This is a genomic window from Chryseobacterium sp. DT-167, from assembly GCF_058310155.1.
In genome coordinates this window covers 281992-307103 of sequence record NZ_JBZEEQ010000002.1, presented here as the reverse complement: position 1 = coordinate 307103, position 25112 = coordinate 281992, and the positions used below count along the sequence as shown (strand labels likewise).

The 25112-nt window shown below is 33.7% G+C and carries 24 protein-coding genes; 6 read left to right on the top strand and 18 right to left on the bottom strand.

Features of this window, described 5'->3' with window-relative positions:
- Positions 1-23: 23 nt before the first annotated feature.
- Positions 24-662 carry a DUF1579 domain-containing protein gene (locus tag AC4FQ5_RS03890; protein ID WP_491141185.1) on the top strand — a complete coding sequence of 213 codons (639 nt, stop codon included), beginning with the start codon at positions 24-26 and terminating at the stop codon, positions 660-662.
- A 63-nt stretch (positions 663-725) separates the two neighbouring features.
- Here the strand turns inward: AC4FQ5_RS03890 and lepA are convergent, their stop codons facing one another.
- The 5 genes from lepA to AC4FQ5_RS03865 all read right to left on the bottom strand — a co-directional run bounded on the left by lepA (position 726) and on the right by AC4FQ5_RS03865 (position 5702).
- Positions 726-2522, bottom strand: a complete 1797-nt coding sequence (gene lepA, locus AC4FQ5_RS03885; protein ID WP_491141184.1) for a translation elongation factor 4 — start codon at positions 2520-2522, stop codon at positions 726-728.
- Between the two features lie 128 nt (positions 2523-2650).
- Positions 2651-3694: a hypothetical protein gene (locus tag AC4FQ5_RS03880; RefSeq protein WP_491141183.1), complete on the bottom strand. Its 1044-nt coding sequence runs from the start codon at positions 3692-3694 to the stop codon at positions 2651-2653.
- A gap of 286 nt (positions 3695-3980) precedes the next feature.
- The gene (locus AC4FQ5_RS03875; RefSeq protein WP_491141182.1) at positions 3981-4493 is read right to left on the bottom strand and encodes a hypothetical protein; all 513 of its coding nucleotides are present in this window, start codon (positions 4491-4493) and stop codon (positions 3981-3983) included.
- 7 nt (positions 4494-4500) lie between these two features.
- Positions 4501-5133, bottom strand: coding sequence for a hypothetical protein (locus AC4FQ5_RS03870; protein ID WP_491141181.1), 633 nt, complete (start codon positions 5131-5133; stop codon positions 4501-4503).
- Positions 5134-5150: 17 nt separating this feature from the next.
- A complete protein-coding gene (locus AC4FQ5_RS03865; RefSeq protein WP_491141180.1) occupies positions 5151-5702 on the bottom strand; it encodes an RNA polymerase sigma factor in 552 nt (183 codons plus the stop codon).
- Between the two features lie 290 nt (positions 5703-5992).
- Here AC4FQ5_RS03865 and AC4FQ5_RS03860 point away from each other — a divergent pair, with 290 nt between their 5' ends.
- From AC4FQ5_RS03860 to porW, 4 genes are all read left to right on the top strand, one after another.
- Positions 5993-6742: a Rossmann-like and DUF2520 domain-containing protein gene (locus AC4FQ5_RS03860; RefSeq protein ID WP_491141179.1), complete on the top strand. Its 750-nt coding sequence runs from the start codon at positions 5993-5995 to the stop codon at positions 6740-6742.
- Positions 6732-7250 carry a KdsC family phosphatase gene (locus tag AC4FQ5_RS03855; RefSeq protein WP_491141178.1) on the top strand — a complete coding sequence of 173 codons (519 nt, stop codon included), beginning with the start codon at positions 6732-6734 and terminating at the stop codon, positions 7248-7250. Before AC4FQ5_RS03860 ends, AC4FQ5_RS03855 begins: the two co-directional genes overlap by 11 nt.
- A gap of 8 nt (positions 7251-7258) precedes the next feature.
- Positions 7259-7813 (top strand): Maf family protein, encoded by a 555-nt coding sequence (locus tag AC4FQ5_RS03850; protein ID WP_491141177.1) that lies wholly within the window; start codon positions 7259-7261, stop codon positions 7811-7813.
- Positions 7814-7900: 87 nt separating this feature from the next.
- Positions 7901-10516, top strand: a complete 2616-nt coding sequence (porW, locus tag AC4FQ5_RS03845) for a type IX secretion system periplasmic lipoprotein PorW/SprE (RefSeq protein ID WP_491141176.1) — start codon at positions 7901-7903, stop codon at positions 10514-10516.
- 14 nt (positions 10517-10530) lie between these two features.
- Here the strand turns inward: porW and tsaB are convergent, their stop codons facing one another.
- The 10 genes from tsaB to rpiB form a co-directional block, all read right to left on the bottom strand.
- Complete coding sequence (gene tsaB / locus AC4FQ5_RS03840) at positions 10531-11211, bottom strand: tRNA (adenosine(37)-N6)-threonylcarbamoyltransferase complex dimerization subunit type 1 TsaB (protein ID WP_491141175.1); 681 nt, start codon at positions 11209-11211, stop codon at positions 10531-10533.
- A 23-nt stretch (positions 11212-11234) separates the two neighbouring features.
- Positions 11235-11666 carry a hypothetical protein gene (locus AC4FQ5_RS03835; protein WP_491141174.1) on the bottom strand — a complete coding sequence of 144 codons (432 nt, stop codon included), beginning with the start codon at positions 11664-11666 and terminating at the stop codon, positions 11235-11237.
- Positions 11667-11671: 5 nt separating this feature from the next.
- Positions 11672-12424, bottom strand: a complete 753-nt coding sequence (locus AC4FQ5_RS03830; RefSeq protein ID WP_491141173.1) for an SDR family NAD(P)-dependent oxidoreductase — start codon at positions 12422-12424, stop codon at positions 11672-11674.
- Between the two features lie 42 nt (positions 12425-12466).
- Positions 12467-12838: a YraN family protein gene (locus AC4FQ5_RS03825; RefSeq protein WP_491141172.1), complete on the bottom strand. Its 372-nt coding sequence runs from the start codon at positions 12836-12838 to the stop codon at positions 12467-12469.
- 208 nt (positions 12839-13046) lie between these two features.
- Positions 13047-13400, bottom strand: a complete 354-nt coding sequence (locus AC4FQ5_RS03820; protein ID WP_491141171.1) for a DoxX family protein — start codon at positions 13398-13400, stop codon at positions 13047-13049.
- Between the two features lies 1 nt (position 13401).
- On the bottom strand, positions 13402-14331 hold the full coding sequence (locus AC4FQ5_RS03815) for a S66 peptidase family protein (protein WP_491141170.1): 930 nt from the start codon (positions 14329-14331) through the stop codon (positions 13402-13404).
- Between the two features lie 39 nt (positions 14332-14370).
- Complete coding sequence (locus AC4FQ5_RS03810; RefSeq protein ID WP_300349426.1) at positions 14371-15057, bottom strand: LysE family translocator; 687 nt, start codon at positions 15055-15057, stop codon at positions 14371-14373.
- A gap of 147 nt (positions 15058-15204) precedes the next feature.
- Complete coding sequence (rnr, locus tag AC4FQ5_RS03805; RefSeq protein ID WP_491141169.1) at positions 15205-17355, bottom strand: ribonuclease R; 2151 nt, start codon at positions 17353-17355, stop codon at positions 15205-15207.
- Between the two features lie 3 nt (positions 17356-17358).
- A complete protein-coding gene (locus AC4FQ5_RS03800; protein ID WP_491141168.1) occupies positions 17359-18411 on the bottom strand; it encodes a thrombospondin type 3 repeat-containing protein in 1053 nt (350 codons plus the stop codon).
- 231 nt (positions 18412-18642) lie between these two features.
- Positions 18643-19077 carry a ribose 5-phosphate isomerase B gene (rpiB, locus tag AC4FQ5_RS03795; protein ID WP_491141167.1) on the bottom strand — a complete coding sequence of 145 codons (435 nt, stop codon included), beginning with the start codon at positions 19075-19077 and terminating at the stop codon, positions 18643-18645.
- A gap of 913 nt (positions 19078-19990) precedes the next feature.
- On the opposite strand from rpiB, the gene AC4FQ5_RS03790 reads away from it, so the two are divergent.
- Positions 19991-21181: a phosphoglycerate kinase gene (locus tag AC4FQ5_RS03790; RefSeq protein WP_491141166.1), complete on the top strand. Its 1191-nt coding sequence runs from the start codon at positions 19991-19993 to the stop codon at positions 21179-21181.
- 550 nt (positions 21182-21731) lie between these two features.
- Here AC4FQ5_RS03790 and AC4FQ5_RS03785 read toward each other — a convergent pair.
- From AC4FQ5_RS03785 to ybeY, 3 genes are all read right to left on the bottom strand, one after another.
- On the bottom strand, positions 21732-22553 hold the full coding sequence (locus AC4FQ5_RS03785; protein WP_491141165.1) for a class I SAM-dependent methyltransferase: 822 nt from the start codon (positions 22551-22553) through the stop codon (positions 21732-21734).
- Positions 22554-22657: 104 nt separating this feature from the next.
- The gene (gene mnmG / locus AC4FQ5_RS03780; RefSeq protein ID WP_491141164.1) at positions 22658-24520 is read right to left on the bottom strand and encodes a tRNA uridine-5-carboxymethylaminomethyl(34) synthesis enzyme MnmG; all 1863 of its coding nucleotides are present in this window, start codon (positions 24518-24520) and stop codon (positions 22658-22660) included.
- A 183-nt stretch (positions 24521-24703) separates the two neighbouring features.
- Positions 24704-25111, bottom strand: coding sequence for an rRNA maturation RNase YbeY (gene ybeY / locus AC4FQ5_RS03775; protein WP_491141163.1), 408 nt, complete (start codon positions 25109-25111; stop codon positions 24704-24706).
- Position 25112: the final 1 nt, after the last annotated feature.

Here is a 25112-nt window from a genome sequence, read left to right as displayed (position 1 = left end):
AACCAACTTAAAACTAAACTATTATGAAAAATTTATTATTTGCAGCTTGTACAGCTTTGTTGTTTATAGCTTGTGACAAAGTAAAAATGGATGTGAAAACCGGTACAGATAAAACCGATTCTACCGCCAACGAAGAATGGAAACCTGTAGATTCTGCAACAGCTACAAAAGCCTGGATGGATTATGCAACTCCGGGAGATATGCAGAAAATGCTGGCAAAATCTGACGGAAACTGGTCAGGAGAAACCACAATGTGGATGGAAAACGGCGGAAAACCTATGACGAGTACATCTGAAGCTACCAACAAAATGGTTTTTGACGGTCGTTATCAGGTAAGTAATCATAAAGGAAATTTTATGGGAATGCCTTTTGAAGGAATGAGTATTACGGGCTATGACAATTCTAAAAAGAAATTTGTAAGTACGTGGATTGACAACATGGGAACAGGAATTATGAATATGGAGGGCGATTGGAATGTATCCAAAAAATCTATCGAATTTAAAGGTAAAATGACCGATCCGAGCAGACCGGGAAAAGATTGTAACATGAGAGAAGTATACACTTTTGTAGACGACACTCATCAAACAATGGAAATGTACGGTCCGGATTCTAAAACTGGTAAAGAATTCAAAACCATGGAAATTAAATTTGTAAAAAAGTAAGATCTTAAGCCTAAGATTTACCAAAAATAAAAAGACCGATAAAATGTATCGGTCTTTTTTATATTAATCGTTTAGTTTCAGAACTGCCATGAATGCTGATTGTGGTACTTCTACTCTACCAATCTGTTTCATTTTCTTCTTACCTTCTTTCTGCTTCTCAAGAAGCTTTCTCTTTCTGGAAATATCACCACCGTAACATTTTGCGGTAACGTCTTTTCTTAGTGCTTTAATCGTTTCTCTTGCAATAACTTTCGCTCCCAACGCTGCCTGAACAGCGATATCAAACTGCTGTCTAGGAATCAGTTCACGAAGTTTTTCACACATCTTTTTACCAATATAATACGCATTAGAATCGTGAATCAATGATGATAAAGCGTCTACCATATCTCCATTAATAAGGATATCCATTTTTACCAACTTAGAAGATCGCATTCCGATTGGTGAATAATCGAATGATGCATATCCTTTAGAAATAGATTTCAAACGATCATAAAAGTCAAAAACAACTTCTGCTAAAGGCATATTGAAGGTCAATTCAACTCTGTCTGCTGTTAAATAGCTTTGGTTGACAATTTCTCCTCTTTTCTCGATACATAGCGTCATTACTGCACCTACGAAATCAGATTTAGTAATAATAGAAGCTTTTATATAAGGTTCTTCAACTCTGTCTAAAAGATTGGGATCAATCATCTCAGACGGGTTGTTGATTAAAATTGCGGTTTCAGGATCTTTTTTAGAATACCCGTGGTACGAAACGTTGGGAACCGTGGTAATAACGTTCATATCAAACTCTCTTTCAAGACGTTCCTGAACAATTTCCATATGCAGCATTCCTAAGAATCCGCAACGGAAACCAAAACCAAGGGCTGCAGAACTTTCAGGTTCGAAAACCAGAGAAGCATCATTCAGTCTTAATTTTTCCAATGAAAATCTTAATTCCTCAAAATCTTCAGATTCAATCGGATAAATTCCGGCGAAAACCATTGGTTTTACTTCTTCAAATCCGTCAATCGCAGCGGCAGCAGGATTCACAAAAGAGGTAATGGTATCACCCACTTTTACTTCACGGGCATCTTTAATCCCTGAAATAATGTAACCTACATCACCACATTCAATTGTTTTCTTCGGAACCTGTTTTAGTTTCAACGTTCCCACCTCATCAGCACCGTACTCTTTTCCTGTTGCAAAAAATTTGATCTTCTCGTTTTTAGAAATACTTCCGTTCACTACTTTGAAATATGCCTCAATTCCTCTGAAAGGATTATAAACAGAGTCAAAAATCAATGCCTGAAGAGGCGCTTTCGGATCTCCTACCGGAGCAGGAATTCTGTTAACAATCTGCTCAAGCAAATCATGAACACCTTCACCGGTTTTCCCTGAAACACGAAGAACATCTTCATACTTACACCCGATAAGTCCCATAATTTCGTCGGTAACTTCTTCAGGATTCGCCGACGGAAGGTCAATTTTATTCAGAATCGGAATAATTTCCAGATCATTTTCTAGAGCCAGATACAAATTACTAATTGTTTGTGCCTGAATACTTTGAGCAGCATCAACAATCAGAAGTGCACCTTCACAAGCAGCGATAGAACGGGAAACTTCGTAAGAAAAATCTACGTGTCCCGGTGTATCGATAAGGTTTAAAATATATTTTTCGCCATTAAGCTCATAATCCATCTGGATGGCGTGAGATTTTATTGTGATCCCTCGCTCTTTTTCCAAATCCATATCATCGAGCGTCTGAGATTGTAATTCTCTCTGGGTCACGGTATTCGTGTACTCCAAAAGACGGTCTGCCAAAGTAGATTTACCGTGGTCGATATGGGCAATTATGCAAAAATTTCGTATGTTTTTCATTTAAGAACTATGTAATTTGCAAAGATAAAAAAAAGAGAGACAATTCCTCTCTCTTAATTTTGCAGTATGAATTTATTTTCTGTTTTCTAAAATCAGGTTTTAAGAATCGTTATATTATTACTTGTTAATTATTCGTTAGAAAAATCATATTCTCCAGTTAAAGGATCAATATAAATTTCCGTCAACTCTTCTTTTTTCATTTTTCTCTGTCTGCTGCTGCGCTCCAAAATACTGATAAGCCCCACTGCTGCGCCTCCGTAAATTCCCCCTGCACCAGGAGCAACACCAACAAATACGCCGGAACTCGGGGCAGGAAGCACGTATCCTCTGTTGCTCAACAAATAAAATCCTTTTTCATTTTTATTCATTTCAATAAATCCTGAATAGGTTTTCTTGTAAATTTTTCCGTTTTCTACATAGCAGAAAATTTCGTTTGCGGAAATTTTATCTTTTTTACCATTCTCCTCTTTTACGGCTTTTATGACTTCTCCTTTATCATTTTTTTCAAGAACATATTTTCCCGCTAAAGGATTTTGATGAAGAAATGCATAATGATTTAAGTAAATCCCCTCTTTTAACGGTTTATTTTTATATCCTTCAGCATTGCTTTTCACATAGGATTCGTAATCTGCAAGAACGTCGGCTGAAACATGGTTTTCATCAGGTTTCTTCGTGTATGTTTTCTTCATAAACATCGCAAAAATAACAGGGATATTTTTCACCATAGCTTCTGAAATATTTTTACTCTTAAAACTGTATACTGTGTCTTTTTTATACAGAAAAGAATAGTGATCACCTTCTTTCAGAAACGTCTGTGCAGAAAACTCTACGTCACCTTCTTTCTCTTTTTCTGAAGTCGCAACGATTGAAGCTTTTAATTTCTTTAAAACCAAAACCAATTCATGTTTCCCGCCTTTATGATTGCTGTCTGTATACCATTTGCTTAAAAAATTACCTGCAGTATCAGGAAAAATGATTTCTTTCATTTTCTGATCATCACCAAAAGGCAACTCTCCTATCTTGTGATCGTCTCTATGATCAATTACCTCAAGAGATTTGTAGATATTTCCTTTAGGATTTGAAAGGTTTCCGCGCTCTTTAATCACTTCTTCATTCTGCGCAAAAGAAACTATTGAAAAAAGGACAAATATGATCTGGATTATTTTTTTCATTATCTAAAGATTTATTCAAAAATAGTAATACTTTAAAATTAATAATCGCCTGAAAGTTAATTATTTCAAAATAATTAATCAAATATATAAGTTCCCGTCCAAGAATCGATATAAACATTCATTTCAGTTTCAGAGCGATATCCAAAGCCGTTAATTGAGTATTTATTTATTTTATGAAAGCAGAAGCTTTTTCACAATAAATTTTTCACAAAAATAAGAATTATTTTAAATTAAACGACCCTCACAATAAATTGCAAGGGTCGTCCAACATTAAAAAAATAAACTATTATGGGTTTTGTCTGGGTTTTGAGCCCTTATTGTTCCCGTTGTGAGGTTTTCTTTCATTCATCTTATCTCTCATCATTCCTTCCGACTGAAACAACTTCAAAACTTTCTGACACGGAATGACAGTCTGCATCTTTTCCGCATATTTTTTTCTGTTATCTAATAATTTCTGTCCCACCTCAAAACTTTGCTGTAGTTTTGCTTTTGCCTCATCTTCTGATAATGCTTCCGGATCAAAATTAGAATCAAACTGGCTTTTAATCTTTTTCTGATTATCCAGATACTCATTGTACATGGCTGTAAACTCGGTTTTATCTTTAGGATCAACATTAAGATTATCAAGCACCATATTGTTTCTAAACTGTGTAAGAAGCGCTTTTCTTTCTTCCGGAGAAAGATTATTTATAACTTCTTTTCTTTGCTTAGGGTCCATTTTTTTCCAGTCGTAATCTGTCTTTTGGGCATTTAAGCCAAAACCGTAAATAACAAGAAGTGTAAATAATATTTTTTTCATCTCTCTTTTAATTATATAAATCCAAATAAACATCCTGTGTGGAATTATTGGCTAATTCTGCAATCTCAGAATTTGAAAACGAATCCAGATACTCTGTCATCTGTGCTTCGGTTTTCTTTGAAACCGGCTTTACAGTTTGCGGTTTTACTTCTGTCTTTTCCGGGACATAGGCAACCGCTTTTATTTGTTGATTTTTCTGCTGATTGTCAGTTGTTTGATTGTTGTTTTCAACAGAAGTTAAATCAGATTTCAAAGTCTCATAAGCTATCTCGCTTTCCTTTTTCTGTTCAGAATTATTTGAAGCATAATTTTTTACAGAAGTGATATCATCATTTGAATCTGAGAAAGAATTGTACACAAAAGCTGATCCAAAGATCAATGCTAAAGACGCAGCAGCTGCATATCCCCAGTTTAATTTAAATACAGGAGCCTTTCTGTTTATGCTTACCTCTTTCATCACATTTGCCTGAACATCCTCAAATAAATGATCTGATACTTTGTAAATGTTTTTACGTTCTATTTTTTCCAGATCAAAATCATTAATCTCGCTCAATACTCTCTCCTGAATACTGTCAAACATATTCTCGGGGAGTTTGTAAATATTTTTGCGTTCTAATTTTTCCAGATCAAAATCTTTCATGTCGTTGTTTCTAAAAATTATCTTTCGTAATTTTCTTTAATATATTCTTCTATTTTCTGCTTTGCATAATGATAATTTGTTTTCAAAGTTCCTACCGACATATCAACTATCTTTGATATTTCTTCGTAAGGCAAATCATCATAATACCGCATCATAAATACCAGTTTCTGCTTTTCGGGCAGGCTTTGTATGGCTTTTTGCAAAAAGACCTGTATCTCATCTGCATCACTGTGTGTATTATCGGCAACCAGGTTCTGCATATAGTATTCAGGATCTTCATCCGTTTTCTGCATTCTCTTTAGTTTATTGATCTGCTGCAACGCTTCATTGGTTGCAATTCTGTACAACCAGGTGTATAGCTGACTGTCATTTTTAAACTGGTGAAAATTCTGATATGCTTTTATAAAAGTCTCCTGCAAAGTGTCCTGAGCAAGGTCTCCGTCTACAATAATCCTTCGGATGTGCCAATACAATCTACTCTGATAAGCATCCATCAATGCCCGAATACCTTTTTCAAGAGTTCGTGGGCTTTGCATCAGCGTGATAATTTCCGCGTCTTTAATCTTCATAAGATGCTTTCATTGTTTTGGATTACAAAAGTATTTAAAAGTTAAATTACTTATTCAATTTTTAGTCCAAATGTTCATAGACAAATTTATAATACTCATTTATACAAACAAAATTCAATAACATGTTTATTATTCTGGAAGAAACTGATAGACATGCGTGATGTTATAAAGTCTAATATCAAAATATTTTTAATCTTTAATCTTTAATCTTTAATCTTTAATCTTTAATCTTTAATCTTTAATTACAAATCACTCTTATACTAATTATAACAAAATCTTATCTTTGTTAGATGCAAACTGTAATTATCGGTTCCGGAAATGTAGCTTATCACCTTGCAAAAGCTTTCACGCAGAATAATATTCCTCTGAAACAGGTTTTTGGAAGAAATGAGGAAGAGCTGAGAAAGATTTCCGAAGAATTAAATATTTCATACTCTACAAAGAGTCTCGCAGATGCAGATCTTTACCTTATTTGTGTAAGCGATCAATCTGTAGAAAATGTTTCAAAATTAATATCTAAAAAAAATTGTCTTGTTGCACATACTTCAGGTTCATTATCTAAAGAAATTTTGACAGGAGAATACAGAAAATCAAGCTTTTATCCTTTGCAGACCTTTTCAAAATCTAAGGATTTAGATTATTCAAAAATTCCTTTTTTTATAGAAACCGAAAATGATGATGATCAGAAATTACTTACAGATTTAGCTTCAAAAATTTCACAAAATGTAATGAAAAGTGACCATGAAAAAAGAAAATATATTCATCTGACTGCAGTTTTCGCCTGTAATTTTGTGAATCATCTTTTTTCGAGGGCTAAAGAAATTTCTGATGCGCAGGAAATTCCGTTTGATTATTTTCTACCATTGATTGATGAAACCGTCAAAAAAATTCACGAAATTGAACCCAAGTCAGCACAAACGGGACCTGCCGTGAGAAATGACACACGAGTTTTGGAATTACACGAACAATTATTGAAAGATGAAAGTCTGGAAATTTATAAAACAATGAATCATTCTATTAAAAAAATGTATGAGCTATAAAGAGAAATTAAAAGATATAAAAGCCTTTGTATTTGATGTAGACGGAGTTTTCACCGATGGAAGCGTTTATCTGATGCCGGGAGGAAATATGAGCAGAGTGATGAACGTTTTAGACGGTTACGCAGTCGTTAAAGCTCTAAAAAACAACTATTTAATCGGAGTTATTACGGGAGGAAATGATGAAATGGTAAGACACCGTATCAATTACCTCGGAATTGAAGATTATTATGCAAAATCACACGACAAAATGGTAGATTATGCAGATTTTAAAACGAAATACAATTTAAAAAACGAAGAAATTCTTACAATGGGAGATGATCTTCCGGATATTCACATGATGCAGAATTCGGCGATCTCCACCTGCCCGGAAAATGCAGTTCCCGAAATCAAAAATATTGCAGATTACATTTCGCCAAAGCAGGGTGGAAGCGGGGCTGTACGCGATGTGATCGAACAGGTCATGAAAGTTCAGGGAAAATGGCATGATGACAACACACAATCTGTTTAAAATTGAATATGAAAATACTTTTAGCATCGCAATCTCCAAGAAGAAAAGAATTACTTTCCAGTTTAGGATTTGATTTTGAAGTCGTAAAAATCGATTGTGAAGAAATTTTACCTGAAAATATTGAAATAGAAAAAGCCGCAGCTTATTTATCTGAATTAAAAGCAGATGCGTTCAGAAAACTTGAAAATGATGAAGTTCTAATTACCGCAGATACAGTTGTAGCAATTGACAATCAGATTCTTGGAAAACCAAAAGATGAAGCAGACGCAAAAAATATGTTGCAGAAACTTTCCGGGAAAACACATCAGGTTTTTACTGGGATTTCTATAAAAACTTCAGACAAAACAATTACTGAAACTGATGTTGCTGATGTAGAATTTGACAGGATTTCAGAAGAAGAGATTGAGTTTTATCTAAAAAATTACAAACCTTTTGATAAAGCCGGGAGCTACGGTATTCAGGAATGGCTCGGAATGGCAAAAATCAAAAACATGACAGGAAGTTTTTATACCATTATGGGACTTCCTACTCATTTGGTTTACAAAATTTTAAAAGAAATATAAATAAATTCCCCACAAAATTTTATTATTTTTACAGAATCATCAATCTGATCAGATAATAAAAAGCAGATTAGAGAGTTATATTGAATAATGAAAAAGAATATTATATTCCTTTTAGCAGCGATTATCGTTGTTTCCTGCACTACCAAGGTAAAAAAGCCGGAAGCAAGATCTAAATTTCTAAAAGGTTTCTCCACATATTACAATACACTTTTTAATGCAAAAGACGCATTGAACAGTGAATTTACAAGCAGAGACCAAGCTCATAAAGACAATTTTTATGCGCCACACATTCCTATTTTGACCTACGAAGAACAGCCGATTGGAAGTGATCTGGGACAGTCTGCAGCATTTGCAGAAAACTCAATGAAAATGGCAGAAGTCAATCGGTCTTCACCTTCAGGTAACAACAGAAGCGCACCGGGAATGCCTCCAAATCCCGGAGGTGGAGTGCCGGGAATGCCTCAAGATCCCAATAATCAACAAGCTAAAGGTGCAACCACTCTTGAGATTGCAGAAGCAAAAGCCTTAAAGGCAATCGGAAAATACTCTGTCATCAGAAAAGGGGAGGAGCAGAACAAAACTATTTTTGACGCTTATATTATTCTTGCACAATCCCGTATTTACCAAGGAAAATCCAGACAGGCTCTTGATGCTTTAAACTACGTTTTCACCCATATGAAGGAAGATAAAAGACTTCCTTTGGCAAGAGTTTATGAAGGTTTAGCATACGCCGAACTTAAAGATTACTACAAGTCTGATCAGATTTTCGCTAAACTGAAAAGCGAAGGAATCAGTAAAGATCATGATAAACTTCTGAGCATTTATTATTCAGAATCACTTTTGGATGCAGGTAAAAAAGAAGAAGCAGTAAAAGAACTGGACCGAGCTTTTGAGCTGAACGGAAACAGAAAACTGAAAAGCAGGATTGCATTTTTAAGAGGTCAGGTTTTAACGGAGTTGGGAAGAAATGAACCAGCCCGTGAAAGCTTTATGGCAGCTTACAAATATGCCAATGATTTTGAATTTGAGGTGAAATCCCAGATCGAGATCGCAAAAACTTTTAACGGAAAAGGTGATTACAACGGTGCCAAAAAATACCTTGAAGACATCAGTAAAAAAGGAACTTACGGATCAAGAAAAAATGAGTTTTACTATGCTTTGGGTCTAATGGCAAACAAAGCCGGAAAACCGGAAGAAGGTCAGGAATATTTCAGAAAATCTCTTTTGGAAAAAGTTTCAGATCCGCAGGTACGTGGTTTGGCTTATTATGAGATCGGAAGAAGATATTTAGATAAAAACGATTACATCGGGGCAGGTGCTTATTATGATTCTGCATTGGCAACGATGACTTATGAGCCCTCAAAAATACTTTTAAAAGATCAGTCAGCAAATATTAAGAAAATCTCTAAAAACTATTATCTGATCAGAAAAAACGACAGTATTCTTACTATTGCAAGAATGTCTGAAGCTCAGAAAACAGAATATTTTGCCAAACATATCGAAAAATTAAAAGCAAAAGAAGCGAAAGAAGAATTGGAACGATTGCGCGCAGAAAGAAACAAAGGCTTTGATACAGGAGATTATAATGCCAATTCGCTTTTTGCCAACGGTTCAAATTCTTTTGAAGATTTCGGAACGGCTACAAAAGGGTTTTATTATGGAAATACAGGAACCGTAAGCAAAGGAACCTCAACATTTAAACAGGTTTGGGGAGACAGAGCACTGGTAGATAACTGGCGTTATTCTAAGAAAATGGCATCTATTGAAGATATGAAAAATGAAGCTTTAGGTGTAAATACAGCGCCCAACCCAAGACGTTTTGAACCTGCATATTACATTGAGCAGATTCCGAATGATGAAGCCAGATTATCTCAACTTAAAAAAGACCGGGACACAGCTTCTTTGGGTCTTGGAATCATGTATCAGAACTATTTTACCAATACACCTTTAGCAACAAAAACACTCTATGATTTGGTAGATGTAAAACCTGAAGAAAAAGTAATGCTGCAGGCTTTGTATGAGATTTTTGCGATGAATCACGAGAAAAATCCCCAGGCTTCTGCAAGGGCAAAACAGATCTTATTGACAGATTATCCATACAGTTCTTATGCTGAATTTGCCAGAAATCCTAAAAACAATACGTTTGTAAAATCATCTCCTGATACGGAAAATGACTACAAGATGGCCTATGCTTTATTCGAATCTGAGAAATTTGCAGAAAGCCAGAATATCATTGATCAGGCGATTTTGAAAAATCCTAAAGATGCACTCGTTCCCAAACTTTCTCTTCTGAATGCTTTCAATGCAGGAAAATCGAGTGGAAAAGAGGTAATGATTCTACAGCTGGAACAAATCGTTTTGAATTACGGTAAAACCCCTGAAGGGGAGAAGGCAAAAGAAATGCTGAATTACCTTAAAAGTGATGTAACGTTTCAATCTACAGATAATAAGGGGAATGTTGTTTCTCAAAATACTTCCAATATCCCTCAAAAGCCTTCTGAATTCAGCCAGCCTATCCAACAGAACATTCCACAGACACAAAATAATAATATAACTGCTCCTGGGAATCAGAACAATCCGCTGCCGAACAGCTCGCAACCTGTGAATAATGCTATACAAAGCAGTGTTCCCAAAAAACCGGATATGAATAGCAACACACAAGAACTACAGCAGGCAACCTCAGTTCCTATAAAGAAAAAATAATAAAAAAGCGAAGATCAGTCTTCGCTTTTTTTCTTTTTAACTCCGTGAAATTCTTTTAAATAAAAAGGTTCAAAGTAGGCTATATCTTCAAAATCTTTATTCCCGATTTTTTCTAAAGTTTTCTTTACCAAATATTGAGCAGAAGGGTAGATATCTTCATTAAACTCAGCATTGGGAAGCTGTAGAATTTCCTTTGCTTTTTTTGCGCCATCACCAATGAAAATGATTTTTTTATCTTTAAATTCCTGAAAAGATGTTTCATCTAAAATTTTAGCTTCAATCGGCGTAATTTCATCTCCTTTATTTCCGTCGTAAACGGCCGTATAAACCTCCATTCTTCTTGCGTCCACCAAAGGTATTACAAAATCATATTTTTGGTTTAAAAAAGGCTCTGTCATGCTTTCTAAAGAATTGACAGCAATCAAAGGGATTTTCAGTCCGTAGCAAAAACCTTTTGCAGAAGCAGAACCAATTCTCAATCCGGTATAAGAACCGGGACCTTTTCCTAAAGAAATCGCTTCGATATCTTTCATTGATAGTTCGGCACCTTCCAAAGCCCATTCTACAAATGAGTGAAGACTTTCAGACTGTTTATAATTTTCTGAAACCTCTTCACAAACGCACAATAATTTTTCGCCATCAGAAATGGCTACTGAGCAGTTTTTGGAAGAGGTTTCTAGGTATAGGATTTTCATTTAATCTAAAGATTTTTGCAAATTTATGGCTTTATTTCCACACTTTGTCGGCTCCACAATTTCCAGACAGATTTCTTTTTGATCCAGATTTCCAGTAAAGCCAATTTCATTTTAAAATCATTGCTTTTATAAGATCCGGAAACATTTATTGTTCTTCTGAGACTTACTGTATTTTTATTTTGCTTTAATTCTGAAATTGCACTCTGTCTGATTTCTTTGTAAATTACTTTTTTTGATGAGAAATCTTTTTTAAAATCATTTAAATTCTGAATCCAACCGTTGGAATGTCCGAAAGATACATCTGAACACAAAAGATCTATAATTTTGTCATCGTTATTCTGCATGAGAGAATCAAGCCTTTTTGCTTCTGATAGAACTGCTTTTTCATGTTTTGAATAACTTTGAGAAAGTGCAGAAATAGAGATGAAGGAAAAAATGAAAACTAAATATTTCATTCAGATTATCCTTTTCTGTAAATCGTTCTCGGTTCGCTTTGAGCACTCGGATAAATCGTCATATCTGAAACGGTAACGTGTTGCGGAGCATTCACACAATAGGCAATAGCATCTGCAATATCTTCCGCTTTCAAAGCTTCGTAACCTGCATAAACGGTTGCCGCTCTTTCCTGATCTCCTTTAAATCTTACCAAAGAAAAATCTGTTTCTACAGCTCCAGGCTGAATATTGGTTACCCTGATTCCAAATTCTGTAAGTTCGATTCGCATTCCTTCAGAAATTACATCAACAGCTTTTTTGGTGGCACAATACACAACTCCATTTGCATAGGTCTGTCTTGCGGCAACCGAACTGATATTGATAATGTGACCGGAGTTTCTTTCCTTCATCATCGGAATAAGCGTTTTAGACACATATAAAAGTCCTTTTACATTTCCATCGATCATAGAATCCCAATCATTGGTATTTCCGGCTGAAAGAGGCTCTAAACCATGTGCATTTCCTGCGTTGTTGATGAGAACATCAATGCTTTTCCATTCTTCGGGCAGAGAATTGATAGCATTTTCAACTTCTTCAAGGTTTCTGACATCAAATTTTAACTTAAAAACTTCGGTGAAATCTGATAATTCTTTTTTTACAGACTCTAAAACTTCTGCCCGTCTTCCGCAAATAATGATTCTGTTTCCCTGTTTTGCGAAAAGTTCTGCGGTAGATTTTCCGATTCCGGAAGTTGCTCCGGTGATGAGTATTGTCTTCATATTTTTGTTAGCATTTGGCTGTTGCAATTGGCTACAGCGATATTAATTAGCATCGAATGCATGAAAAGCATCCGGAATATGTTCTATTATTAAATTTCCTTTTTGATCAGGAAGTACAGAGATGATGTCAAACCTCACTTCCTGATTTTTATTAAATTCTTCCATAAAATGGTTGGCTGCGGTAACAATTGACTTGATTTTTCCTTTCGTAACAGCTTCTTGAGGCAGAATAAAAAAATCGGTTGATCTGGCTTTTACTTCTGTGACAATAATCAAATTGTCTTTTTCAGAAATAATATCAATTTCAGTTTTTTTAAACCTAAAATTTCGGACCAAAATTCTATAGCCGTTTTTCACTAAATATTCGGCCGCTAAATTTTCTGCTTTTTTTCCTAATTCGTTGTGATCTGCCATTAAATTGTCAAATTATATTTAATCCTATAGCTACTATACAACCACATACAATTATTAAGATTATCCAAAATAATGTTCCATGTAATGCAAGATTATATTCTTCTCTCTTATTCCAGATTTCTCTTAAACTTAATTTATCTCCTTTCATTAAAGATTTAATAGACTACATACATTCCTAAAGTACGAAGAAATATGAAATTCATTATCTTTATTTTCTAAACTGATAAGCCCACCAAATCAAAACAAACTGCAACGGAAGCCTCAAAATAGTCAGCCAAAAATATTTATGATGAATCAGATAAAACTTTCTTGCCATCTCAATATTTGCCGGAAAAACGGTGATGAATAAAGCAATGCAAAGATAAGCTCCCAGCTTTTGAGTTTCAGGAAATAGAAGAAGAATGCCACACAAAATTTCTACCAAACCGCTCAGATAAACCATTTTCAAATGAAACGGAATATAATCGGGCATGATTTTCACGAAAATATGAGGTTTTACAAAATGTAAAATCCCCGCTAAAATCAGGAAAAATGCGAGTACAAATTTTGAGTAAAACATCATTCTATTTAAAAGTTAACGATACATTTTTTCCTGATTTTAAAGAAACTTCTGCTCCTAAAATCAGGGGAATATTGTTATGAATATGCCCATTTGGGAAGGCAAAAACAGTCGGAAATCTATATTTTGAAATTCTGTCTGAGATTAACCGATAAGCAAACTCATCAAAGCTTTCGCCGTATTGTTTATTCTCTTTTTCGTCACCCATATTGGTCATTCCGCCGATGATTAAGCCTTTTATTTTTGTAAAAACTCCTGCTAATTCTAAGCTCATGATCATTCTGTCAAGTGCATAAAAATTTTCGCCAATGTCTTCGATAAATAAAATTTTATCTCTAAAATCAAAAGAATATTTAGTACCTAAAAGTGCATAAATTAAAGCTAAATTTCCGCCAACCAATTCGCCCTCTACACTTCCTTCTTTATTAAACTGATTCGATTTTAAAGTATATTTTAACGGTTTTCCTTTCAGAATATTAAAAGTCAGATTATAACTTTCATCGGTCACTCCAAAACTTGAGGTCTTAATGGTTTGTGCGTGAATCGATGCAAAACCTTTTTTCAACAAATAACTTTGGATCACTGTATTGTCAGAATATCCGATGTACCATTTAGGATTTTTTGTAAACTCCTTTAATTTTAAATTTTCAACTAAATGCTGACAACCGTAACCACCCCTAGAAGCCCAGATTGCGGAAATTTCAGGATCATTTAATGCCCAATTGATGTCTTTTGCTCTTTGTTCTTCGGTACCGGCATAATTGTAACCGTTTGAAAATTTTGCATACAGATTTTCACCTAAAACAGGTTCAAAACCTTTGCTTTTAATTAATTGTAAGCCTTTCTCAAGCTGTGTGGGATCTACAGCTCCTGCAGGAGAAATAATGGCAATTTTATCACCTTTTTTAAGGGATTTTGGAAATATTTTTTTCATTGATCAACTGATGTTTTTAATTTTTAGAATCAAACCTTATCATGGTTCTTTTTTGTAGATAAGTTCTTTTTTCTCAGCCTCTTCGAGCTTTTTATCAAACTGATTAAATTTTTTAAAACTTTGGAGAAAAATAAAAAAGCTGAATAAAATCAAGACTGCTCCAACACCTTTTCTGATATTATTTGCCAATTTTTGTGTAAGCCTGTCATGAAATTGTTTTGCCAGAAAAATTTTAAGAAAATCAATCATTAAATATGTAGAAATTACCAAACCTAAGTAAAGAACCATATTTCCTGTATCCGGATATTGGTTTCTTACACCTATTACGGTGACGAGCCAAAAAAGGACGACTCCCACGTTCAAAAGATTTAGAAGAAAACCATTAAGAAAAGTTTTAATGTAATTCTGGCTGATGATTTTTTCTTCTCCGGGTAAATGCATTTTGGTTTTGGTTACCAGCATAATAATCCCATATGAGAGAATCAGAATAGACGTAATTCTATAGAAACCAGGATGCTTATCTATGAGACTCACAATATCTGCACTTGCATAATAAGCCGCTATAATACACAATAAATCTGCTGTAATTACTCCAAAATCTAACGCTAAAGCATGTCTTGGACCTCTTGTAAAACTGGTTTCTATCAAGAGAAAAAAAATAGGACCAATGAAAACCAGGCTCAACATGAAACCCAGACCAACGGCCGACAATACGAGTTCAAACATTTATAATTTGTTTCAAATTCAAATTTAAAGATTATATTTTTATTTGAGTTTAAAAATGATTTTTTTAAGCATAAATTGTATTTTTAAAAACTTTTTAAACAAAAAAGACTGTCGCATTCGGACAGTCTTCATTATTATTTTTAAAACTTAATCAACAATCTTAAAATCCAATTGTTTCTGAATTAAATTAGCTTTTACAACCTTGATCTGAACTTCTTCACCCAACTGAAACTTTCTACCAGTTCTTGAACCGTAAACAGCGTGTGTAGACTTATCATACGTATAAGAATCATCCATCAAATCGCGTAATTTGATCAAACCTTCAGCTCCGTTTTCAGGAATCTGTACCCAGAAACCAAACTCAGCAACTCCGGAAATAACACCAGTGAAAGTTTCTCCCAAATGTTTTTCCATGAATTTTACCTGCATAAATTTGATAGAATCTCTTTCTGCATCGGCAGCCAAACGTTCTCTTGCACTGCAATGCTTAGATTTTTCTTCCAATTCATTTTTGTCAGGCGATTTTCCTCCATCCAGATAATGCTGTAATAATCTGTGAGCTAATAAATCCGGATAACGACGGATAGGAGAGGTAAAGTGCGAATAATAATCAAATCCAAGTCCGTAATGCCCGATTGGCTCGGTAGAGTAGACTGCTTTGCTCATGCTTCGCATTGCCAGAGTTTCGATCATATTTTCTTCACCTTTGCCTTTTACATTTTGAAGCAAATTATTCAGAGATTCAGCAACTTTTTTGGTATTTGCCAAATCCATTTTATATCCGAAGGTTGAAACGAAATCTCTTAAAGCTTCTAATTTTGAAGGATCCGGATCGTCGTGAACTCTGTAAATAAAAGTATTTCCGTTGGGTCTTCCTTTTTTAAGTGAAACAAATTCAGAAACTTTTCTGTTTGCCAAAAGCATGAATTCTTCAATCAAATGGTTTGAATCTTTGCTTACTTTAAAATAAACTCCAATTGGTTCGCTTTTTTCGTTTAAATTAAATCGAACTTCACTTCTGTCAAAGGTGATTGCACCGTTTTTAATTCTCTGATCACGCATGATTTTAGCGAGTCTGTCGAGCGTTAAAATTTCTTCCGTCAAATCACCTTCCTGAGTTTCGATTCTTTCCTGGGCTTCTTCATACGTGAATCTTCTGTCTGAGTGGATGACAGTTCTTCCAAACCATTCATTCACCACTTCAGCTTTATCATTCATCTCAAAAACTGCTGAAAATGTAAATTTATCTTCATTCGGACGAAGCGAACAAACATCATTACTCAAAACTTCGGGCAACATCGGCACAACCCGGTCTACCAAATAAACGGAAGTTGCTCTTTCGTAAGCTTCATCATCCAACATCGTTCCCGGAACTACGTAGTGAGAAACATCGGCAATATGAACCCCGATTTCCCAGTTTCCGTTATCTAATTTTTGGATCGATAAGGCATCATCAAAGTCTTTTGCATCTTTCGGATCTATCGTAAACGTACATATTTTACGCATATCTCTACGTTTTGCAACTTCTTCATCAGTAACTCTTCTGTCGATTTTATCGGCATCTGCTTCCACTTCTTCAGGGAAACTGTAAGGCAAACCGTACTCAGCTAAAATAGAGTGAATTTCTGTTTCGTGCTCTCCTGGATTTCCTAAAACCTGTAAAATTTCACCTTCAGGATTTTTATCTCCGGGTTTCCATTCCAGCATTTTTACAACGACTTTATTGCCGTTTTCAGCTCCGTTGATTTTATCTTTCGGAATGAAAATATCTGTATTGATTGTTTTTTTATCACAAACCACAAACCCAAATTCTTTATGCGGAACGAGCTGAAAAGTTCCTACAAATTCTGTACGGCTTCTTTCTAAAACTTCAAGCACAGAGCCCTCCATTTTTTTGCCTTTGAAATTGTAGGTTACAATGAGAACTTTATCGCCCTGCAACGCATCTTTCACATTTTTTGCGTGAACAAAGACATCATCTTTTAAATTCTCAACATTTACATAAGCATTTCCACTTTGGTTGAAATCGATAATCCCTGTTAAAGTACCTTCAATGTTGAGATTGATACTGTATTTCCCCTTATCTGTTTCCTTTATTCTCTGGTTTGACAAAAGCTTGTGTAAAGCCTGAATCACCAACTCACGCTGTCTCGGGTTTTTATAATCAATTCCGTCTGAAATCTGTTTGTAATTGTATATTTTGGTTTGGTTCTGATTCATAAAACGAAGAATCAGTCTTCCAATTTCTAAGAGTTTTGAGTCATTTTTCTGACTTATATATTTATTTTTTTTTGGCATTATTTAAAAATTTTGTTTTGTGTCAATCAATTTCCATTGATTACCTATAAATTGGTATACTAAATATTTTGTTTTAAAATTCTGTATGTTGTAATTTAAAGAAATATCATTCTGATATGTCGTATAAAGTATTTCAACACTAACTTTTTTTTCAAAATCATTTTTACTAATATTTACTGATAATACATTTAACTTTTTTATCGGTTGAGTGATGCTATTTTTATAATAAATAGAAACCTCTTTTTCCGATCCTTGTTTAAATATTTTAATTTTTTTGTTTTGAAGATTTAGGTTTGAAATATCTTTCGAAATATTTTCAAATTCAATTCCACTTCCCATTCCATCATAAAGCATTCCCAGAATTAAGTTTTTATTAGTTTTATTAAAAATTTTTGTTATTGTCTCATCTGTCCAAAAATCGCTTGACTTATAAAATGGGGTTTCATTGCGTGACAAATTACACGAATATTGTCTTCCCGGGATCGTTCCACATTCCAGAAATTTTGACTCAACAACTAAAATCAGATTTTTCTCTTTTAACAAACTTAAATCAATATTTCTTATAATTTCATCTGCTAATGAAGTGTAATCAGTATTTCTTCCTTCCTCTCGAAGATTTCTTAATCTTTCCTGCTCAGATTCATAAATTTTCTTGCAATCTTCTTTCATACATCCGTTTTTAAGAGGATCATCTGAAGCATAGCCAAAAATTGTAGGACATGCATCGTCATTATCTAAAATACCATCTCCATCCATATCTGGAATAGGACAACCATGATATTCTGATAAACCTTTAACTTCAGGACATATATCATCTTTATCTATAATACTGTCGTTATCCGTATCCTTCCAAGGACAACCTGCATTTTCATGTCTTCCAAAAACTTTTGGACAATTATCTAAATAAAATAAAACATTGTCTTTATCTTCATCTGAAAGACAAAATTTCTTACTGAAAGATTCTCTGCATTTTTTGAAAGCATCTTTATCCACTATTTCCTGAGCATAGAAAATATTGATAGCAAATAATAAAATAAAAGCAATTTTTCTGTTCATTTTTTTGTGTTCATTAAAATTGAAAACAAAGCAATTTTTTATAATTCAGATTTTAATTTGTATAAATTTAATACAAAAAAGGAGAAGAGGAGAAAAAACCTGTTAATAATATCTTTCGACTTTTGTGAGGTTCAATTTGGAATAAACAGATTGGTAACTTCTGTCTGATGGTGCAAATATAAGAAATAAAAAATAAATAAGGCTTGTAAACTGAATTACAAGCCTTTATATTTAGCAGAACGCTATTTTATCAACTCTCGTCTGATGTCTACCACCTTCAAAATCGGTAGACAAAAATTTATTGGCAATTTCAATTGCTAATTCTTTAGAAATAAATCTCGCAGGAATTGATATCATATTCGCATCATTGTGCTGTCTTGCAAGTACCGCAATTTCCGGCATCCAACATAATGCACAACGGATTTTCTGGTGTTTGTTTGCTGTAATCTGTACTCCGTTTCCGCTTCCGCAGATTAAAATTCCTAATTCGTTTTCTCCATTCTCAACAGAAGTTGCTGCAGGATGCACAAAATCCGGGTAATCTACGCTATCGGTAGAAAAAGTTCCGAAATCCTGTACTTCAAAGTGTTCTTCAAGATGTTTTTTCAGGATCTCTTTGTATTCAAAACCTGCGTGATCTCCGGCAATAGCAATTTTTCTTTTCATTTTACTATATATCTATTGTTATTAAATCTTATTGCAAAGTTACATTAAATCCGAATTTAATTGTTCTCGTTCCGATAGGTTTTATCATAATATACGTTGTCTTTAACATCATTAGAATTCAGAAACTAAAAATTTTCAATTCCTGCAAAATTTCTTCTTTGAGAGTGACAGTTTGTGATAATTCTGCTATTTAAAAAAATATTTGCCCAGTTACTTTCAAAATTGTTTTGGTGTAATTTTTTTTCGAAAGCAATTAATAACAATCATTAAAAAATATAAAATTCTAATTTACAATTTATTACAAATTTCAAAAACCTTATTTATTACTTTATTCACAAAATGTGATTTACTCACTCATAAAATGTGAAAAGCACTGTGAATAACTGTGGAAAACTTTTCTGAACTAAATATTTCCTAATCCAAATAAAACGTTACTGAAAACTGCCTCCAAATTTTATCACCAAAACTTTCAAAATCTTTCAAGGGAGAAATCTGATTGTTCTCCATACTCAAGAAACTAATAATCGGCAATGTTTAAAAGTTATCCATATTTGTTAATAAGTCTTAAATTATTCACACTTTCAACAAATTACATTGTGAATTAAATATGAATTGAATTCAAACTGTATGTTATGAAGTTTTATCAGAAAAGTTATCCCCGAAACTCACAACACTCAACAACAACTATCATTCTTTTTTTTAATAATAAAGAAATTAATGTTGATTAGTGAATGAAGGGCTTGTGGGAATTTTTTTGAAAACTTTTGTCTCTTTGAATCTTTTGCAAAAGTTTAAAATCTTACATTTGTGAAACAAAAAAAATCAAACTCAATTGATGAAATAGGAAAAGTTTAAGAAAGTAAATTTGTTAAATACTTCAATTTCATCAGCTCAAAAAAATATAAATCTGTATATGAAAACAATCAACGATTTCAATTTTAAAGATAAAAAAGCTTTGGTAAGAGTAGACTTCAATGTTCCTCAGGATGACCAACTGAAAATTACTGATAATACGAGAATCTCGGCAGTTAAACCTACAGTTGATAAAATTCTTAATGACGGAGGCTCTGTAATTTTAATGACACATCTTGGAAGACCAAAAGGGGAGGCTAAAGATGAGTTTTCTTTAAAACATATCGTCAATGAAGTTTCTGAAGTTCTAGGTCATGAGGTGAAGTTTGTAGAAGAATCAATAGGAGAGAAGGCCGAAAAAGCTGCTTCTGATCTACAACCGGGAGAAATCTTGTTACTTGAGAATCTACGTTTTCATAATGAAGAAGAAAAAGGAGATGAAGCGTTTGCAGAACAGCTTTCAAAATTAGGTGATGCTTATGTGAATGATGCTTTCGGAACAGCACACAGAGCACATGCTTCTACAGCTGTAATTGCTAATTATTTTCAATCAACTAAATTTTTCGGTTTATTAATGGCAAATGAATTAAAAGCGATTGATAAAGTTCTGAAAAATGGTGAAAGACCCGTAACAGCTATTCTGGGAGGATCTAAAGTTTCAACTAAAATTACCATTATAGAAAATATTTTACCTGCTGTTGACAATTTAATTATCGGTGGAGGTATGGCTTTTACTTTCATTAAAGCTCTCGGTGGTAAGATCGGAAATTCTTTGGTAGAAGAAGATAAATTGCCTTTAGCTCTTGAAATTTTAGGAAAAGCAAAAGAACATAATGTGAAAGTATATTTGCCTTCTGATACGATTATCGCTGAAAGTTTCAGTAATGATGCGGATAGAAAAGAAGCTGATATTTATGAAATTCCTGAAGGATGGATGGGAATGGATGCAGGTCCGAAATCTCGTGCTCAGTTTAATGATGTTTTATTAAATTCAAGAACAATTTTATGGAACGGACCAATCGGAGTTTTTGAAATGTCAAATTTTTCTGCAGGAACTGAAGCTTTAGGGGATAGTATTGCTGAAGCAACGAAAATGGGAGCCTTTTCATTAGTGGGAGGTGGTGACAGTGTTGCCTTTGTAAAGCAATTTGGTTATGCTGATAAAGTAAGTTATGTTTCTACAGGAGGAGGAGCAATGTTGGAAAGTTTGGAAGGACTGGAACTTCCGGGAATTGCCGCGATCAACAAATAATTTTTTTAAATATAAATTTTTATGTCTGCTGAATTTTCGGCAGACTTTTTTATTTTAAATTTGATCTTCAAAATTTATTTATTTTTTGAAAAAATTCTAAAAATTGACTTTCAGAAATAAATCAAAAACTTAAAAACAAAAGTTTCCCGAGTATTGATTTATAAATTTGAAAATATCGCTTAAAATAAGTGTTTATGTTAGAATTTGAATTTTCAATCAATTAATTTCTAATTTTTCTTAGTTTTTTCAAAGTTTGTCATTCCGGAGGAATCTAGACTGAGTTTTTATTTGTGATGTTGAGATTCCTCCGGAATGAAAAAGTGCGTTTATTTAAGAGCTAACAATTTATTTGAACTAAGTTTAGAATGATTAAGATTTTAAAAATTCAAAAACAAATTTGAATTCACTAAAATCGTTACGTCAAATATTTAAAATTTTCAAGATTGTAAAATAAAAAAAAATAAAAACTCAGAATTTTTTCTGAGTTTTTATAAAAATTTGTCAAAATAGCTGAAAATTGACCTTCAGAAATAGCTTAAAAATCGATTTTCTATTTTTTTTCGATAATGTATATCAAACTTGAAAATTCGTTAGAAAATAATGCTTTTACGTTAGAAATCGTTCCGTGAATGACCGCTTTTAGCCAAAATAGAGGTGATTTTTTGTATTTTTCGCTCAACATCGAGATGTAATAAGAATCTAAAATCAAAGGTTTGATTTTTCTCATTTTCCAATTTGGCTTCTTAGCAATTAGATTTTCCATCCCGGATTTTGAGAAATGATAGATGTGTCTTGGTACATCATATGCAGCCCAAAACTCTTTATAATGTTTCGCATCGTAAGAAGTAGGATTGGGAACAGCAATAATTAAAATACCTTTTTCTTTAAGTTTTAAATTAAAAATTTCTAACATTTCATCCTGATTTTCGATATGCTCAAAGACATGCCATAATGTAATTGCATCTAGAGATCCATTTTCTATTGTGTCTAAATTATCAATTATTTTAGCTTTATTTATCTTACTTTTTGCCGCTTTTCTTGCATCGGAATCTGGCTCGAAACCAAAAGTTTCAAAATCATTTTCTATGAATTTTACAAATTCTCCGGCTCCGCATCCATAATCAAGTACCTTAGAATTCTTTTTTATTCTGTCGATAAGAATAGTTTTTTTGTACTGAAGATTAAAAGATTGCAAAAATTTATATAGCTTTTCCTTTAGACTTCCTGAATCCTGATGGTGAGAAATATAATCTTCACTTTCATAATATTTAGAAATATTTGTTGGAATAGGGGAGGTTTTAAAAACACCTTTTGTATCAGTCTCTACAATTTCAAATACTTCCTTTGAAAGAAAATGATCTTTAATTTTCATGAGTTGTATATATTTTAAAAAATGAAATTTGAAACCATTATAGTCTCAAATTTCACATATTTTAATTTCTAATTGATAAATGTTTCACGTGAAACATCAATGCATTATCGTCCTAAATAAACCATTAAAACGTTGATATCAGAAGGAGAAACACCACTGATTCTTCCTGCTTGTGCCAATGTTTTTGGTCTTACTTTGGTCATTTTTTGTTTTGCTTCTGCAGAAAGACTTGATAATTTTATATAATCAAAATCTTCAGGAATCTTCACATTTTCCAGTCTATTTAGCTTAGCCACATTTTCTTTTTCCTTTTCGATGTAACCTTTGTATTTGATATTTACTTCAGCCTGTTCTCTTACTTCATCATCATATTGTGATGCTTTTTCTTTGATAATATCGATTTCTTCTAATTTTTCCAATGTAATATTGGGTCTTGTAAGAAACTGAGAAGCTCTGTAAGCCTGATCTACGGGGTTACTTTCAATACCTTCTAAGATCGGATTAATCAAACCTGGTTTTAAAGAAGTTTCTCGTAGAAAAGACTCAAGTTCCTGACTTTTAGTGATTTTCTCTTCTACTCTTTTTAGTCTTTCATCATTTGCCAATCCTAATTTATGAGCTTTTTCAGTTAATCTGATATCCGCATTATCCTGTCTTAAAAGAAGTCTGTATTCAGCTCTTGAAGTAAACATTCTGTAAGGTTCTTCTGTACCTTTTGTAATTAAATCATCGATTAAAACACCGATATAAGCCTCATCTCTGTTTAGGATGAATTCATCCTTCTCATGCACTTTATTATGCGCATTGATACCCGCCATTAAGCCTTGTCCGGCTGCTTCTTCATATCCTGTAGTCCCATTAATCTGACCTGCAAAGTATAAATTATCAACCAATTTTGTTTCTAAAGTATGTTTTAGCTGAGTAGGAGGGAAGTAGTCATATTCAATAGCATAGCCTGGACGGAACACTTTTACGTTTTCAAATCCCGGAATATGCTTCATTGCTTTTATCTGAACATCTTCAGGTAAAGAAGAACTAAATCCGTTTACGTAGATTTCAACAGTCTTCCAACCTTCCGGTTCTACGAAAAGCTGATGTCTTGTACGCTCTGCAAAACGGTTAATTTTATCTTCAATACTTGGGCAATATCTTGGTCCTAAGCTTTGAATTGTACCATTAAACATTGGACTTCTGTCAAACCCTTCACGTAAAATATCGTGTACAGTTTCGTTTGTATAAACAATGTGACAGCTTAATTGTTTCGTCAGTTTCGGAGTGTCTGAATAACTGAATTTCTGTGGATTTTCGTCTCCTTTTTGTTCGTCCATTTTAGAATAATCAAGACTTCTTCCGTCTACTCTTGGTGGAGTACCGGTCTTCATTCTTCCTGCTTCAAAACCTAAAGAAACCAATTGTTCGGTAATTCCAAAAGCTCTTGGTTCACCCATTCTTCCACCACCTAATTGCTTATCTCCAACGTGGATTAAGCCATTAAGAAAAGTACCGTTGGTAAGAACGACAGATTTTGATTTGATTTCTATTCCTAAAGAAGTTACAACACCTACAGCCTGATTATTTTCTATAATTAAACTCTTCACCATATCCTGAAAGAAATCAAGATTTGGAGTGTTTTCTAATGCGTATCTCCATTCTTCTGCAAACAACATTCTGTCATTTTGTGTTCTTGGAGACCACATTGCAGGCCCTTTTGAAAGGTTCAGCATTTTAAATTGGATCGCAGATTTATCGGCAATAATTCCGGAGTAACCTCCCATTGCATCAATTTCTCTGACGATCTGTCCTTTGGCAATTCCTCCCATTGCCGGATTGCAGCTCATCTGTCCGATGGTCTGCATATTCATTGTAACCAATAAAGTTTTTGATCCTAAATTGGCGGCAGCAGCAGCAGCTTCACAACCTGCGTGACCTGCGCCTACTACAATTACATCATATATTTCTGAAATCATTTTAATTGCTTATTTAAGCCTTAAATTTTAAAATTCATATAAATGTTTCACGTGAAACATTGTATCAAAATAAGGCTTAAAAGCGCCTTTAATTCGATATTTCTAGCCCCGATAGTAGCATTTGTTTGAGCTCTTTTTCTTTTGAAAAAAGGAAAAAGCGAGTGCGGATAGCGGGATTAGCTCCTAATTATATCTTGTAATATAAAAATCTTCTTTGCTTCGCATTTCTTGTTCTTCTGATTCTGTCTTATCTTTATATCCGCAGAGATGAAGAATGCCGTGAGCCAAAACTCTTCTTAATTCTTCTTCATAATTTTTGGATAGAGTAGAAGCGTTATCTGAAATGCGCTGCAAAGATACGAAAATCTCGCCGCTTATTGTTTTGCCTTTTACGGAATCGAAAGTGATGATGTCTGTGTAATAATCATGCTGAAGATAATCCTGATTAATCTTTAGTAAATATTCGTCGTCACAGAAAATATAGTTGATTTCTCCTAATTTTTTTTCCTCTGAAAGAATAATTTCTTCCAGCCATTTTTTGTATTCTGCATTTACCGTTTCTGGTAATTTTTCGTAAAAGAACTGTATCATT